The 14,418-nt window shown below is 38.8% G+C and carries 10 protein-coding genes; 8 read left to right on the top strand and 2 right to left on the bottom strand.

Annotation, left to right across the window (positions count from 1 at the left end):
• The first annotated feature begins 117 nt into the window (after positions 1-117).
• On the top strand, positions 118-1,230 hold the full coding sequence (locus tag IQ282_RS06370) for an alkene reductase (RefSeq protein ID WP_194851018.1): 1,113 nt from the start codon (positions 118-120) through the stop codon (positions 1,228-1,230).
• Here IQ282_RS06370 and IQ282_RS06365 read toward each other — a convergent pair.
• Positions 1,227-1,793: a TetR/AcrR family transcriptional regulator gene (locus IQ282_RS06365; RefSeq protein ID WP_194851017.1), complete on the bottom strand. Its 567-nt coding sequence runs from the start codon at positions 1,791-1,793 to the stop codon at positions 1,227-1,229. The genes IQ282_RS06370 and IQ282_RS06365 overlap by 4 nt on opposite strands.
• 144 nt (positions 1,794-1,937) lie before the next feature.
• Between IQ282_RS06365 and IQ282_RS06360 the strand changes: the two genes are divergently transcribed.
• The 5 genes from IQ282_RS06360 (at position 1,938) to IQ282_RS06340 (ending at position 6,552) form a co-directional block, all read left to right on the top strand.
• Complete coding sequence (locus IQ282_RS06360; RefSeq protein WP_194851016.1) at positions 1,938-3,590, top strand: aromatic amino acid hydroxylase; 1,653 nt, start codon at positions 1,938-1,940, stop codon at positions 3,588-3,590.
• 369 nt (positions 3,591-3,959) lie between these two features.
• The gene (locus tag IQ282_RS06355; RefSeq protein ID WP_194851015.1) at positions 3,960-4,265 is read left to right on the top strand and encodes a rhodanese-like domain-containing protein; all 306 of its coding nucleotides are present in this window, start codon (positions 3,960-3,962) and stop codon (positions 4,263-4,265) included.
• Between the two features lie 32 nt (positions 4,266-4,297).
• Positions 4,298-5,134, top strand: a complete 837-nt coding sequence (locus IQ282_RS06350) for a helix-turn-helix domain-containing protein (RefSeq protein WP_194851014.1) — start codon at positions 4,298-4,300, stop codon at positions 5,132-5,134.
• A 24-nt stretch (positions 5,135-5,158) separates the two neighbouring features.
• Entirely contained in the window at positions 5,159-5,536 is a 378-nt protein-coding gene (locus IQ282_RS06345) for a hypothetical protein (protein ID WP_194851013.1), read from the top strand.
• A gap of 80 nt (positions 5,537-5,616) precedes the next feature.
• Positions 5,617-6,552, top strand: a complete 936-nt coding sequence (locus IQ282_RS06340) for an isoaspartyl peptidase/L-asparaginase family protein (protein ID WP_194851012.1) — start codon at positions 5,617-5,619, stop codon at positions 6,550-6,552.
• 37 nt (positions 6,553-6,589) lie between these two features.
• On the opposite strand, the gene IQ282_RS06335 is transcribed toward IQ282_RS06340, so the two are convergent.
• Positions 6,590-7,444, bottom strand: coding sequence for a cyanophycinase (locus IQ282_RS06335; RefSeq protein ID WP_194851011.1), 855 nt, complete (start codon positions 7,442-7,444; stop codon positions 6,590-6,592).
• An 89-nt stretch (positions 7,445-7,533) separates the two neighbouring features.
• Here IQ282_RS06335 and cphA point away from each other — a divergent pair, with 89 nt between their 5' ends.
• Both cphA and IQ282_RS06320 read left to right on the top strand, forming a co-directional pair.
• The gene (cphA, locus tag IQ282_RS06330) at positions 7,534-10,173 is read left to right on the top strand and encodes a cyanophycin synthetase (RefSeq protein ID WP_194851010.1); all 2,640 of its coding nucleotides are present in this window, start codon (positions 7,534-7,536) and stop codon (positions 10,171-10,173) included.
• A 717-nt stretch (positions 10,174-10,890) separates the two neighbouring features.
• Entirely contained in the window at positions 10,891-14,028 is a 3,138-nt protein-coding gene (locus tag IQ282_RS06320; RefSeq protein WP_194851009.1) for a WD40/YVTN/BNR-like repeat-containing protein, read from the top strand.
• Positions 14,029-14,418: the final 390 nt, after the last annotated feature.

The following is a 14,418-nucleotide window of genomic DNA, read 5'->3' as shown; positions in this document are numbered from 1 at the left end:
TTCAAAGCTCATTTAAGTTCTAGAATCCTCAGCTCTAAACTGCAAACTTTTCTCAATTAACGCCACGTTAACCGCAATTGCTTGTATGTACAATAACTTTGTAGAAAAGAACAACACATGAGCACTACACAACCACTACTGCAGCCTATAACCATAGGCGGAGTTGAATTAAAAAACCGTGTCGTAATGGCACCTATGACCCGTTCTAGAGCTACTAATGAAACTCAGTCTCCTGAACAAAAACATGTAGAATACTATACACAGCGCGCTGGTGCTGGATTGATTATTACTGAAGGTGCAGAAATATCTCGAAGATCAAGAGGTTACACTTATGTAGCTGGAATATTTAATAAGGAGCAAATTGCAGGATGGAAAAAAGTGGTAGAAAGTGTCCACAATGAAGGTGGAAAAATATTTATGCAATTATGGCACGTAGGTCGTAATTCTTTACCTGTTTATCATGAAGATGGAGAGACCTGGGCACCTAGTGCCATCAATCCAAATATCCAAATGGTAGGCCCTGATGGAAAAGAACACCCTACAGTAACTCCTCACGCAATGACAAAAGAGGAAATTGCGCAAACCGTAAAAGAATATGGACAAGCGGCTGCAAATGCTAAAGAAGCAGGTTTTGACGGAGTAGAAATCCACAGTTCTAATGGTTATCTATTACATCAATTCTTCAATAGCAATTCAAATGTGCGAACTGATGAATATGGAGGAAGTCACGAGAATAAAGCTAGAATTTTCTTTGAAGTATTGGATGAAATCAAAAAACACTGGCCTGAGAACCTCATCGCTTGTCGTTTAAACCCATCTTTGAATAAAGTATTCGGTCTGGAAGGTACTCCAGATTCTATTCCGTTTTTTGATTATCTAGTCGAGCGCTTGAATGATTACGACCTTTCCTATCTACACTTATCAGAACCATTTACCGATGTAAGCGATATTGATTTCTTAGTAGATGACATAGCAAAACACTACCGTCCTATCTATAAAGGAAATTTGATGATCAATAACCAATTTGACCGTGAGTCTGGTAATAAAGTTATTGAGGAAGGAAATGCAGATCTTGTAGCTTATGGGAAATTATATATTTCAAACCCAGATCTAGTTCACCGTTTTGAACTTAAAGCAAAAACTGCTGACTGGAATCAGGATACTTTTTACTCTCAAGGACTTGAAGGTTACACTGATTACCCTACATTAGAGCAAGAAAAAAATAATTAATTTCTGATTCCCGTTAAAAGAATTTCAGGTAATTCATTTTTAAGATCAGCTACTTCGGTAGCTGATTTTTTTGGTATCCATAGGTAGATGGATCGCAATGTGCTGAGCAAATTGAAAAGTATGGTTTCCACATGTAGGTTTTTAAACTCGCCAGCTAGAATTCCCTGCTGTAAAATCTTTTTGAAATCCTGTTCATATCCTTTGCGCAAAGCGATGTATTCATCATAATCTGCTCCTTCCAGATGCATCCAGTCGGTGTTTAATACCGCGAGTGCGTCAGAATGCAGGATGGCAATTTCTATGTGTAATGCTATAAGTTTTTCCGCTTTCGCGAAAGCGGAATCGCCATCAGACACAATGGAATTCATCCCCTTTGTAAACTTATGGGCAACTTCAAGAATTAAATGAGTCAAGATCTCTTGTTTTCCAGAGATATGATTGTATAAACTTGCTGCTTTCATATCCATAGATGCCGCAAGGTCTCTCATGGTCACGGCACTGTAACCGCGAGCTTTAAAAAGTGCTGCCGCAGTGGTAATGATTTGATTTTTACGTTTTGTCATTACTGCAAAGGTATCATTAAAGAAATTCTATAGGATATTATAGGTTTAGGCTATTAAAATAGTGACATTAATTCTTTACAACCTCTTACTCACTTCCACTGCTTGATGATTATTTAAAGTAGCTTTGATACATATTAATTGAACATGACAAAGAACATAGAAACGAACCCATTAATTGATCGTTTGCCACCTCATTTGAAGCAGTTTATCAAACCGCAGAATTATGAATTGTACACTGCACAAGATCAAGCCGTGTGGCGTCATGTGATGCATAAAAATGTAGAATTCCTTTCCAAAGTTGCACATAACTCCTATCTGGATGGATTGAAAAAAACCGGAATATCTGTTGATGAAATTCCGTCAATGTATGGGATGAACCGTATCCTAAAAGAAATAGGATGGGCTGCGGTTGCTGTTGATGGATTCATACCACCAGCAGCTTTTATGGAGTTTCAGGCATTTAAAATTTTAGTGATTGCGGCAGATATTCGGAAGCTGGAAAATATCGAGTACACTCCTGCCCCAGATATTATCCATGAAGCGGCAGGTCACGCTCCCATTATTGCCAGCCCAGATTATGCGGAATATCTCAGGCGTTTTGGTGAAATAGGTAGCAAGGCAATTTCCAGTTCCCACGACCATGAGATGTATGAAGCGGTGCGCGAGATTTCAATTTTAAAAGAAATACGCAGCGAGCAAAAAAACCAAACACTTGAAGAAAAAATCAAAAATGCGGAAGCAGAGATTGAGCGCCTTCAAAATAAAAAAGTAGAACCCAGTGAAATGTCTTTAATTAGAAATCTACACTGGTGGACTGTGGAATACGGTCTTGTGGGAACACTAGAAAAGCCTAAACTCTATGGTGCTGGCTTGCTTTCTAGCATAGGTGAAAGTAAAAGCTGCTTAGATCCAGCCGTGGAAAAACGTCCTTATACCATTGATGCTGCTTATCAAGATTTTGATATTACCAGCAAGCAACCTCATCTTTACGTTACTCCAGATTTTGCTCATTTGAGCGAGGTGTTGGAAGAGTTTGCAAATACTATGGCAGTGCGCAAAGGTGGCCATCGAGGACTCCAAAAGCTCATCAATTCAAAAAGCCTAGGGACGATAGAGTTGAGTACGGGCTTGCAGGTTTCTGGAGTCTTTACCCGCATGATAAAAAATGAGGACAATGAAGTTATTTATTTTGAAACCAGCGGGAAATCGGCTTTAGCTTATAGGGAGAAAGAATTAATTAGTCATGGTGTAGCTACTCATAACAAGGGGTTTCTATCTCCTATTGGAAAACTGAAGGGAATCAATCTTGCTATTGAAGATATGGGGCCACGTGATTTGCAAGCATATAATTTTTATGATAACGAGCGTATAGAATTCACCTATGAAAGCGGCATACGCGTTGAAGGACTAAATGTTACCGGCATGCGTAATGTGAACGGTAAACTCATGCTTATCCAGTTTACAGATTGTACCGTTACCTACCAAGACGAAATTCTATTCTCGCCTGCAGACGGTATTCTTCATCTCGCTGTAGGGAAAGAGATCGTTAGCGCTTATGCAGGCCCAGCAGATTACCACAGTTTTGACCTGGTATTTCATGAAAGCGATGATAAAATGATGAAACCCAAGCCTTCTAAAAGAGAGCAGGCTGTTCATGGGTTATATCAAAAAATCCGTGATTATCGCGAGCAGGATAAAATCAATGAACCGTTGCTCCAGAAACTAAAAGTTGAGATTTTAGAAAATTTCCCTGAAGAATGGTTATTGGTAGAAGAGATTGAAGAACTGCTTGAGTAATTATCATTTAACAAATGCAGCTCCTTCTTCAGTATTAAAATGATGTTGTTTTTGAATTTATTACTGAAATTTGTTGCAAATGATAAATTGTGATCTCAATATGAGCTAAAAACAACATCTACCGTTTGACTCGTGCATAGTCAAAGCAAATTTTCACCATCAATCAGATTGTAGTTAAACCTCTATGGTTTTAATGTTTGAAAAGTCAATTGTAAGAATTAAAAAAGAATTTTCGAAGTAACGTTAATTAAGGAACACCTTATCATTTCGACTACCATTGAGCGGCAGGAGAGTAGCCTTTTTTAACTTTCATGCCTCAATCAAAAAGCAATCTCCCTAAGTTGCTAGCAACAAGATTAGACCCTATATATGTTTGGAATTTTTAATAACAGTAAGAATCGCAAAATTAAAAAGTACCTCGATCAAGGTGCTACGCTACTAGATGTTCGTACGTCTTCTGAATTCAACACTGGACACCTACAAACATCTAAAAATATTCCGGTGCAATCCATTGACCAGCGCATGTCAGAAGTTGATAAAAGCAAGCCTGTCATCGTTTACTGCGCAATGGGAGGACGCAGTGCTATTGCGACAGCACAATTAAAAGCAAATGGATTTAAAGTTGTCAATGCCGGCGGTATTAAAAACGTCAAGAAGCAGATCGCTAACAAATGAGGTTATCTTGCCTAATTACTTATTTTTAAGGCATGAAACTCGATTATCACAATATTAGAGATGAGGGAATTTTTATCGTCACTAGTTTTCAGTGCGGTCCATCGCTTCATTTATTAACCGAAAAGGACCTTTATAAAATAGTGTGGTGTGTTTCTGGCGAACAAGAATTAACCGTAGATGGCTATGATGTAATTCTCAAAGCAAATCAGGTGTTATTTTGTACACCAGATAATATTGTCAATATACCGAAAGACAATTATGGTCTGATTTCCTATATATTTAATAGAGAGTTCTACTGTATTCAAAATCAAGATGCGGAAGTCTCTTGTTTAGGGCTCCTGTTTTATGGTTCTTCAAACGCACCTGTGGTTGATCTTTTATTGAGAGAGCAAAATAGTATGAGTGCTATGCTGGTGCTCTTTCAAGAAGAATTCGAGAATAAGGATCACATTCAAGGTGAAATGTTGCGTGCAATGCTCAAGCGTATGTTGATAACAGCAACTCGATTGATTAAAACAGATCGACATCAAGAAAACCTTAGTACTAAGCAGGTAGATTTGATAAGAAAATTCAACATTCTAGTAGAGCAGCATTTTAAAGAAAAACATCAAGTAGCAGACTATGCCGATTTACTTTTTAAGTCTCCCAAAACACTGTCGAATTTTTTCAGAAAACATGATGTAAAATCTCCACTTAAAGTCATTAACGAACGCATCGCATTAGAGGCAAAACGCTTATTGCGAAATTCAGAAATGACTGCAGAGGAAATCGCTTACGATTTAGGATATGGCGAACCTAGCCATTTCTCTAAATTTTTTAAGAAACAAACCGGAAGAACTCCTCTAGAGTATAGAAAAAATGAATTTTAATTAATACCCAGCTTAAGTCAGTTTATGAAGTATTTGTATTTATCAGCGATGCTAGTATTAACCTTAGTTAGTTGCTCCCAAGAAAATGATTGTTCAGATTTAAAAACAGGAAATTTTATCTATACAGGTGGAAGCAGACCTGAAATTATCGTGAGAACAGAGACCTCACAAATAGAAACGAACCCTGTGAATAATATTGTTGTGACTTCTTCCATCAAATGGACTTCTGACTGCAGTTATGAAATGACCTACACTAATATTGAGAATTACCCAGGTGATGTGAGTTCTGTGATCGGGAAGAAAATAAATTGCGATATTATAAAAGTGCAGGACAGTCTTTTTGTTGTTAAAGCTAAAAGCGATATTATTGATTCAGAGCTTCAATTTATAAAACTCGATTAGAAAATCACTAGGTTTCATTGTAAAAATCAATTTAGCGAGCATCGAAATCACACATGTTCGCCAACTATAAAACCCATAAAATGAAAAATTATACCATCGCTATCCACGGCGGCGCAGGAACGTTGCTTAAGGAGCATATGACCGAGCGAAAAGAAGAGTCATACACAGAGGCATTAAGTCAAGCTTTAAATCATGGGATAACAATTCTTGAAAATGGTGGAAGCGCTGTTGATACTGTAGCAGCTGCGGTATCTTTTATGGAAGACTCCCCTTTATTTAATGCTGGGAAAGGCAGTGTGTTTACCGCACAGGGAACTCATGAAATGGATGCGGCGATTATGGAAGGCAAGGCATTGAACGCAGGTGCAGTGTCTCTTATTACGGGAATAAAAAATCCCGTTCAACTTGCTAAAGACGTGATGGAATATAGTGAACACGTATTTCTAGCAGGTGATGGTGCCATGGAATTTGCAAAATCAAGAGATTATTCTTTAGAGGATCCAGATTATTTCTTTGATCAATTGAGACATGACCAGTGGCAGGCTATAAAGGACAGTGACAATTTCCAGCTGGATCATTCAGTAAAAAAAGATTCTAAATTTGGCACTGTTGGCGCTGTAGCCATGGATCAACAAGGTAATCTAGCCGCGGCCACTTCTACCGGTGGCATGACTAATAAAAAATGGGGCCGTATAGGCGATAGTCCCATGATAGGTGCTGGAAATTATGCTAACAATGAAACTTGTGCAGTGAGCTGTACCGGCAGTGGCGAGTATTTTATTAGAGGTGTTGTCGCTTATGAAGTTAGTGCTTTGATGGAGTTTAAGAATATGTCGTTGGAAGATGCTGCAAATGAGGTCATCCATAACCGCATCAAGAAATTAGGGGGCGATGGCGGCTTGATTGCTGTGGATGCTAAAGGCAATATATCTCTACCATTTAATACCGCTGGCATGTACCGCGCTTACGCGAAAGCGAACTCTCCCAAAACGATATCTATATATAAGGACGAATAAGTGCCTTGAAAACTCTCTGGAATCAGTTTTTAAAACATTAATTATGTACCGACGCAGGAACTATTTCAAGCTTGCGGTTTTTGATATTAAAAACATCGCCGTTTGACAAAACGTGCGTTCGCATGTTTGTGATCGATAGATTGTCACCCTTTGTTATGTAAGGCAAGTTGTTATGTTTGATCTTTCTAGGGTCAAATATGATGATCATTCCTGAGCCTATAACTTCTATAGTTTTACCATTTTTAATAATCAGTCCTGTATCTTCTGCAAGACCTATTCCCAGTAGATCTGGAAATGTTGCCACACTTTCTGCCATACGTCCAAATCTCCCGCGTCTTATAAAATGGGAGTCTATTATTAAGCTTGGGATAAAGGACATTCCTGATCCCAGACCTACCGCTCCTTTTACAAATGACTCTTTGGCACTACCGCCAGTAATCATTTGTTCAGACATACACATCGCTCCGGCACTGGTTCCAGCAATAACGAACGAGGTGTTTTTATACTTGTCCATAATAATTTCGTGCAGCTCTGTACCTCCTATCTTCTGAGTTATAAGTGATTGATTACCACCGCTAAACATGACACAATTTGCAGATCGCATTAATTCTAAATATTCCGGTTTAAGAGAGTCGTCTCGCTCTCGTATATCCATAATATGAACATTTTTACAACCCAACTTACCAAAAGCTTTTAAATAGTTCTCGCTAACCTCTACTGGAATCTGACTTGCAGTAGGAATAATTACAATACAGGCATCTGTTCCACCTGTTTCGGCTACGACGCGCGCTAAAATTCCCTCCTCAATAAACTCAAGAGTATAGATTTCCTGTTCTTCTGTTCCTTTATCCTCGTTACCACCTATAGGAATTAGTGTTCCTTTAATATTCATTTTTAACGCTTTTTAGCATTTACAAAAATACTCTTTGTACACAGAAAGGCCTACATTTAGAAGCTATCATCTTACTTAAAGCCTTTAATATGAATATCAGAGAGATCAATACCATGCGCGGACCTAATTACTGGTCCATTAGACGCCATAAATTAATTGTCATGGTATTAGATCTGGAAAAGATGGAGGAGTTTCCTACTAACAAAATCAATGGCTTTGGTGAGCGTTTAGAAAGGCTTTTACCAGGTATGTACACGCATCGCTGTTCTGAAGGGTGTCCGGGTGGTTTTTTTATGAGAGTTAAGGACGGCACATGGATGGGGCATGTCATTGAGCATATCGCCCTAGAAATTCAGACAATGGCTGGCATGGATACTGGTTTTGGAAGGACTAGAGATTTTGGAGAAAAAGGGGTCTACAATGTAGTGTTTTCCTATATGGAAGAGGAGGTGGGACGTTATGCCGCCACCGCAGCAGTACGTATTTGTGAGGCATTGATTAGTGCTGAAGATTACGATCTAGATCCAGACATTCAAAGAATGCGAGTGTTGCGAGAAGCGACCCGATTGGGACCAAGTACAGGTTCTATAGTAGAAGAGGCAGAAAGCCGTGGTATTCCATGGATAAGATTAAATAAATATTCTCTGTGTCAATTGGGATATGGAGCTAACCAAAAGCGAATTCAAGCCACGGTCACCAGTGAAACCAGCAGTATAGGAGTAGAATTAGCCTGCGATAAAGAGGATACTAAATATCTTTTACAACAAGCGGAAGTTCCCGTACCGCGCGGAGAAATTCTGCGCAACGAGACGTCGCTAGAAGCTACTTGCAATTATGTAGGTTTTCCATTAGTTATAAAACCAGTAGATGGTAATCATGGTCGCGGCATTACAGTAGATATTAATAGTTACGATGAAGCTCTAGTGGCTTTTAGAGAAGCAAAAGAAGTTTCCAGTCGCATCATTGTTGAAAAAATGGTAGTAGGTTCAGACTACAGGCTGCTCGTTATAAACAACGTTTTGGTAGCAGCGGCTAAAAGAACACCAGCTCATGTTATAGGTAATGGTAAAGACTCTGTGGAAAATTTAATTCACACGGTTAATAAAGATCCGCGGCGTGGTTATGGTCATGAGAATGTATTGACACAAATTTCAATTAACACTCTTACAGAAACTATTATTGCAGCCTCTGGTTATACATTAGAAAGTATTCTGCCTAAGGACGAATGTTTGATTTTAAAAGACACAGCTAACCTAAGTACTGGCGGTACTGCTGAGGATGTAACAGATATTGTTCATCCTGCCAACGTTTCAATGGCAGAGCGCATTTCCAAAATTATAGATTTAGATATCTGCGGTATCGATATGATGACCACAGATATAAGCCAACCTCTTACAGACACTGATGGCGCTATTATCGAGGTTAACGCCGGACCTGGATTCCGTATGCACCTATCGCCCACCACAGGTTTACCTAGAAATGTAGCGGCTCCTGTAGTGGATAAATTATTCCCTATGCATGGAGACACGGGACGCATTCCTATAATTGCCATTACAGGAACAAATGGAAAAACGACCACCAGTCGTTTAATAGCGCACATGGCAAAGTTTAAAGGCTATCGAGTAGGATACACTACTAGTGATGGAGTCTACATTCAAAACCGTTTACTCATGTCCGGTGATTGCACCGGTCCAGGAAGTGCAGAATTTGTTTTACGTGATCCTACAGTAAACCTCGCAGTTTTAGAGAGTGCTCGCGGCGGCTTGTTGCGTTCTGGATTAGGCTTTAAAAAATGTAACATAGGTATCGTGACTAACGTCAGTGCAGACCATTTGGGATTAAAAGGTATTCATACGATTGAGCAACTAGCTCGAGTAAAAGGTGTAATTCCAGAAACGGTATTACCAGAAGGTTATGCCATTTTAAATGCAGATGACGATCTCGTATATGAAATGCGCAGAACAATTAATTGTAATCTGGCTCTGTTTTCAATGGATGAAAACAATCCGCGTATCAAAGCGTTGCAAAAACTGGGTGGGATCACAGCAGTCTATGAAAATGGATTCATAACTCTATGTAAAGGACAGTGGAAAATGCGCATTATAAAGGCTGAGGATGTACCGTTGACCTACGGCGGTAAAGCCCAGTTTATGATTAAGAACATATTACCCTCAGTAATCGCTGGTAATGTACAGGGAATCAGTATTGAAGATATGAGAGCTGCCTTAGAGAGCTTCATCCCATCAGCGCAAACTACACCTGGCCGATTGAACATGTTCAAGTTCAAGAATTTCGATGTCTTATTAGATTATGCTCACAATCCAGCCGGAATGTATGCCTTAAAAGATTTTGTGGACACTTTTGAAAACACTTACAAAGTAGGGATCATAGCAGGAATAGGTGACAGACGAATTGAAGATAACAATCAAATAGGCGGCATTGCCGCAGAAATGTTTGACGAGATTATCATCAGGCAAGACAAGCAATTGCGAGGCAAAACGGAGGAAGAATTGATTAAAATGTTAGAAGATGGAATCAAAAAAAAGAATTCTAAAATAAAGATCACCGTGATTCCTTCAGAGCAAAAAGCGATTATGCATGCTGTGGAAAATGCCCAAAAAGGATGCTTAATAGTATGCTGTAGTGACGTTGTTCCTGATGCGGTAAATTTAGTTTCAGAATTGCGTGATAAAGAAGCAAGCGGAGAAATTATTTATGCCCAGTCCTAAAAAAAGCTCAATTATTATAAAAATAATTGAGCTATGTTTTAAAAACCATCATTTAAAATATATTTTTAATAAGGCACACTGCTTTGGTGAATGAGATTTCTGCATCAAACTTCGCCGTAATATGAACACTATTTGCGTATCATTCTAAGTCGGTTACTATTAAAGTATTGACTAGAATTCACTTAATGCAGCATGCACTATAATAATATCGCGATCTGTAGAATGGCGATTTTCTGTAAGGTTTTTTATAAACACATCGAGCGCTTTTAATGTTTCATGATCGGTAAGAATTGATGTAAAAGTGCCTAAGATCTGATCTTCTAACAAACCTGCTCCTTTCTTTAATATTGCAGATAATACAAGGCAATAATCACAACCACTCACCTGGCTAACCGTAAGATTTACAACCTGTAGTTTTTTATTTGAAAATGACGCTGGAAATTTCCAAAATCGAGGTTGATTTCTAAGATGTTTACATTAAAAGTAATGGATGCATTAAGATTAAAATCCATTCATGATTCATTTTAGAGTCGGCAAAACTATTTTTTCTCTTTTAGGTACATTAAGTAAGCTCGTGAAAAAATTTAAGAAAGTGATGAGACAAAGATGCGTGCATTTGAGCTTAATAGTTAGCCTTCGTTCACAGTAACATTTCCCATTTTACCCTATTCTGATAGTCTATTTGATTCGTTATATTTAGAGTCTAACTATGCACCTATGAAACTATATTATGCTCTTGCGATTCTCAGTTTTTTCGCTTTCGCGAAAGCGAACTCCCAACAACTTCCAGACCCACCTGAGGCAGAGAAATATTATGAATCACAGGAATTTAGATTACTGGGACCTTTCCGTGGAGGACGTAGTGCTACAGTTACTGGAGTTCCCGGGAAACCAAATCTGTTTTATTTTGGAAGTACAGGCGGTGGTGTTTGGAAAACAATGGATGGCGGTCGCACTTGGAGTAACATTTCTGATGGTTTCTTTGGTGGCAGTATTGGCGTCGTTAGCGTTGCTCCCAGTGACCACAATGTCATTTATGTAGGTGGTGGTGAAAAAACCGTTCGCGGGAATGTGTCTAGCGGTTATGGAATATGGAAATCTGTAGATGCTGGTAAAAGCTGGAAACAAGCTGGATTACCAGACAGTAGACATGTTTCACGTCTGGAAATAGATCCTAATGACCACAATATAGTCTATGCTGCGGTCATGGGAAACATTTATAAAGGCACTGAAAACCGTGGCGTTTATAAATCGATTGATGGTGGTAAGAGTTGGAAAAAAACACTTTTTACAAATGATCTAGCAGGTGCAGTTGATTTAATAATTGATCCCAGTAATCCACGTAATTTATATGCCTCTACCTGGAGATTGCAACGCACGCCATATAGTTTAAGCAGCGGTGGGGACGGCAGTGCTCTTTGGAAAAGTACCGATTATGGAGAAAACTGGGTAGAGATTTCAAAAAATGAGGGCTTTGCTAAAGGGACTTTGGGAATTATGGGTATCACCGTTTCTCCCATGAATTCTGATAAACTTTATGCTATTGTAGAAAATAAAGATGAGGGTGGACTTTACCGCAGCAATGATGCCGGTTTGACCTGGACAAAAACAAATGACGACCGAAGTTTAAGACAACGCGCCTGGTATTACACTAGGATTTATGCAGATCCACAGGATGAAGATGCTGTTTATGTTATGAATGTTTCCTACCACAAAAGCACCGATGGTGGACGTAATTTTACGAGTTCTAATGCACCGCATGGTGATCATCATGACTTATGGATTGCTCCCGAAGACTCTAACAGGATGATCATTGCAGATGATGGTGGCGCGCAAATTACATATGACGGCGGCGAGACATGGAGTACCTATCACAATCAGCCCACAGCGCAATTTTACAGACTTACGACAGATAATGCTTTCCCATATAGAATCTATACCGCGCAACAAGACAATAGCACGGTGAGAATTCCACACCGTACTAATGGAGGATCTATTACAGACACAGATTGGGAAGAAACTGCTGGTGGAGAAAGTGCTCACATAGCCGTTGATCCCAACAATAATGATATCGTTTATGGTGGTAGTTATGGCGGATTTCTAACAAGATACAACCACGCTACAAAATCACAACGAGGAATCAATGTCTGGCCAGATAACCCCATGGGTCATGGTGCCGAAGACATGAAATACAGATTTCAATGGAACTTCCCGATTTTCATATCTAAACACGGTGATAATAAATTATATGCCTTTTCAAACAACGTTCACGTGACAAGTAATGAAGGCCAAAGCTGGGAAACAATTTCTCCGGATCTAACTAGAAATGATCCTACTAAATTAGGTTCTAGTGGTGGTCCAATAACCCAGGACAACACTAGTGTCGAATACTATTGTACCATTTTTGCAGCTGCGGAATCGCCTTTAAAAGAAGGTGAACTGTGGATAGGTAGTGATGATGGACTCGTGCATTTATCTAAGGATGGTGGTAAAAACTGGAGTAACATTACACCCAAAGGTCTTCCTGAATGGGCACAGATAAACAGCATTGAACCCAGCAAATTTGACCCAGCTACCTGTTACATTGCCGCTACAAAGTATAAATTAGGAGATTTCACGCCATATTTATATAAGACTACAAATTACGGTAAGACCTGGGAAAAAATCACTAAAGGTATTCCTGACGAATATTTTACAAGAGTAGTGCGTGAGGACAAGAAGCAAAAAGGATTGCTCTACGCTGGAACTGAAACTGGCCTATACATTAGTAATGATGATGGAGATTCTTGGAAATCCTTTCAGATGAATTTACCAATTGTTCCAATAACTGACCTTGCCGTGAAAGATGATAATCTAATAATCGCGACTCAAGGACGTAGTCTGTGGATTCACGATGACCTTGCTATTGTACGCCAGGGACTTTCAATGGCAGCCAATAATAAGGGAAACAAAGGAGCCTACAAAGAGTTCAAACTCTTCCAGCCTAAAGAATCCTATCGAATGGATGGTTACGGCGGCCGTAGTTCCCTAACTGCAGGAACAAATCACCCATCAGGCGTGAGGATAAACTACTTTTTACCAGAGGTTAAGGAGAAAGATAGCGTAGCAATTAGATTCTTAGATTCTAGCAATACGTTGATTAAAGAATATGCCACATATTCTAAGGACAATAAAATCAAACCTAAAACTGGAGCTAACTCCTTCAATTGGGATACTCAATACGATGGTGCTGAAAAATTAGATGGAATGATATTATGGTGGGCAGATTTATCAGGACCCAAAGCTGTTCCTGGGAGTTACACGGTAGAATTAGAATTGAATGGTGTCAAACAATCTCAACCTATAATTATAAAACGAACACCGGTAAGTGAAGCTACAGTAGAAGACATGAAAGCTCAATTTACTTTTGTAAATGAAGTGAACGCGACAGTTGATAAGGCACATAAATCCATGAAGAACATTCGTGCTTTCAATAAAAAACTATCTGCTTTCAAAACGGTTTATGGAGACCGTAAAGATGATGGAATTAAAGCAATGCTAACTATGGCAGATTCCATGAAAACAAAATTTGAAGAGGTAGAGAAAGCCTTGTATCAGACGCAAAACCGCAGTGGACAGGATCCTTTAAATTTCCCGATTAGATTAACTAATAAATTGGCGCACCTCAACTCGCTTGTGACTATGGGTAACTTTGGACCTACCGTCCAAGATACAGGTGTAAAAAACGAATTGACAGCTCAAATCGATACAGAATTGGATAAATTCAACGCTGTTTTAAATAACGATATAAAAGAGTTTAATACTAAATTTAACGCGCTCAAGCTAGATTACTTGGTGATTGAAAAGGAGGATTAAATTATTTCCAGCATCTTTAAAAGCCGCTTCATTAGATAAATGGAGCGGCTTTTGAATTTCAAGATACAATTTCAAAAACATGATCAAATCAATATATGAAATGAAATGTTATGTTTTAGGTCATGTTGATCAAGATCTGGTACTCTGCCTAGTAAATCATTTTTTTCAGAATCGACGTATTGCTCGTATACAGAATTTCATGCGATGACTTCAATCCTAAAAATACTTTTATGATGCGCGAGCTTAATTTAAATTAATTTCCTACAGAGGTTAATTGACCTAATTTAGAATAGCACGGTCGGGTAGATTTAAAGATTAAATCAAACGATGTTTTCTAAAATTCAAGTGTTTTCAAGGTGGGTCTATTATCCACTCTACTATTCTTGATTT

Origin of the sequence: Nonlabens antarcticus, assembly GCF_015356755.1 — a bacterium.
Taxonomy (GTDB): Bacteria; Bacteroidota; Bacteroidia; order Flavobacteriales; family Flavobacteriaceae; genus Nonlabens; species Nonlabens antarcticus.
The sequence above is the reverse complement of the archived record's forward strand: the minus strand, read 5'-3'. Positions and strand labels throughout refer to the sequence as shown.

Coding starts and splice junctions, on each gene's coding strand:
- IQ282_RS06360 (WP_194851016.1), top strand. CDS start 1,938: ATGACAAAGAACATAGAAACGAACCCATTAATTGATCGTTTGCCACCT.
- IQ282_RS06355 (WP_194851015.1), top strand. CDS start 3,960: ATGTTTGGAATTTTTAATAACAGTAAGAATCGCAAAATTAAAAAGTAC.
- IQ282_RS06365 (WP_194851017.1), bottom strand. CDS start 1,793: ATGACAAAACGTAAAAATCAAATCATTACCACTGCGGCAGCACTTTTT.
- IQ282_RS06350 (WP_194851014.1), top strand. CDS start 4,298: ATGAAACTCGATTATCACAATATTAGAGATGAGGGAATTTTTATCGTC.
- IQ282_RS06370 (WP_194851018.1), top strand. CDS start 118: ATGAGCACTACACAACCACTACTGCAGCCTATAACCATAGGCGGAGTT.
- IQ282_RS06345 (WP_194851013.1), top strand. CDS start 5,159: ATGAAGTATTTGTATTTATCAGCGATGCTAGTATTAACCTTAGTTAGT.
- IQ282_RS06340 (WP_194851012.1), top strand. CDS start 5,617: ATGAAAAATTATACCATCGCTATCCACGGCGGCGCAGGAACGTTGCTT.
- IQ282_RS06320 (WP_194851009.1), top strand. CDS start 10,891: ATGAAACTATATTATGCTCTTGCGATTCTCAGTTTTTTCGCTTTCGCG.
- cphA (WP_194851010.1), top strand. CDS start 7,534: ATGAATATCAGAGAGATCAATACCATGCGCGGACCTAATTACTGGTCC.
- IQ282_RS06335 (WP_194851011.1), bottom strand. CDS start 7,444: ATGAATATTAAAGGAACACTAATTCCTATAGGTGGTAACGAGGATAAA.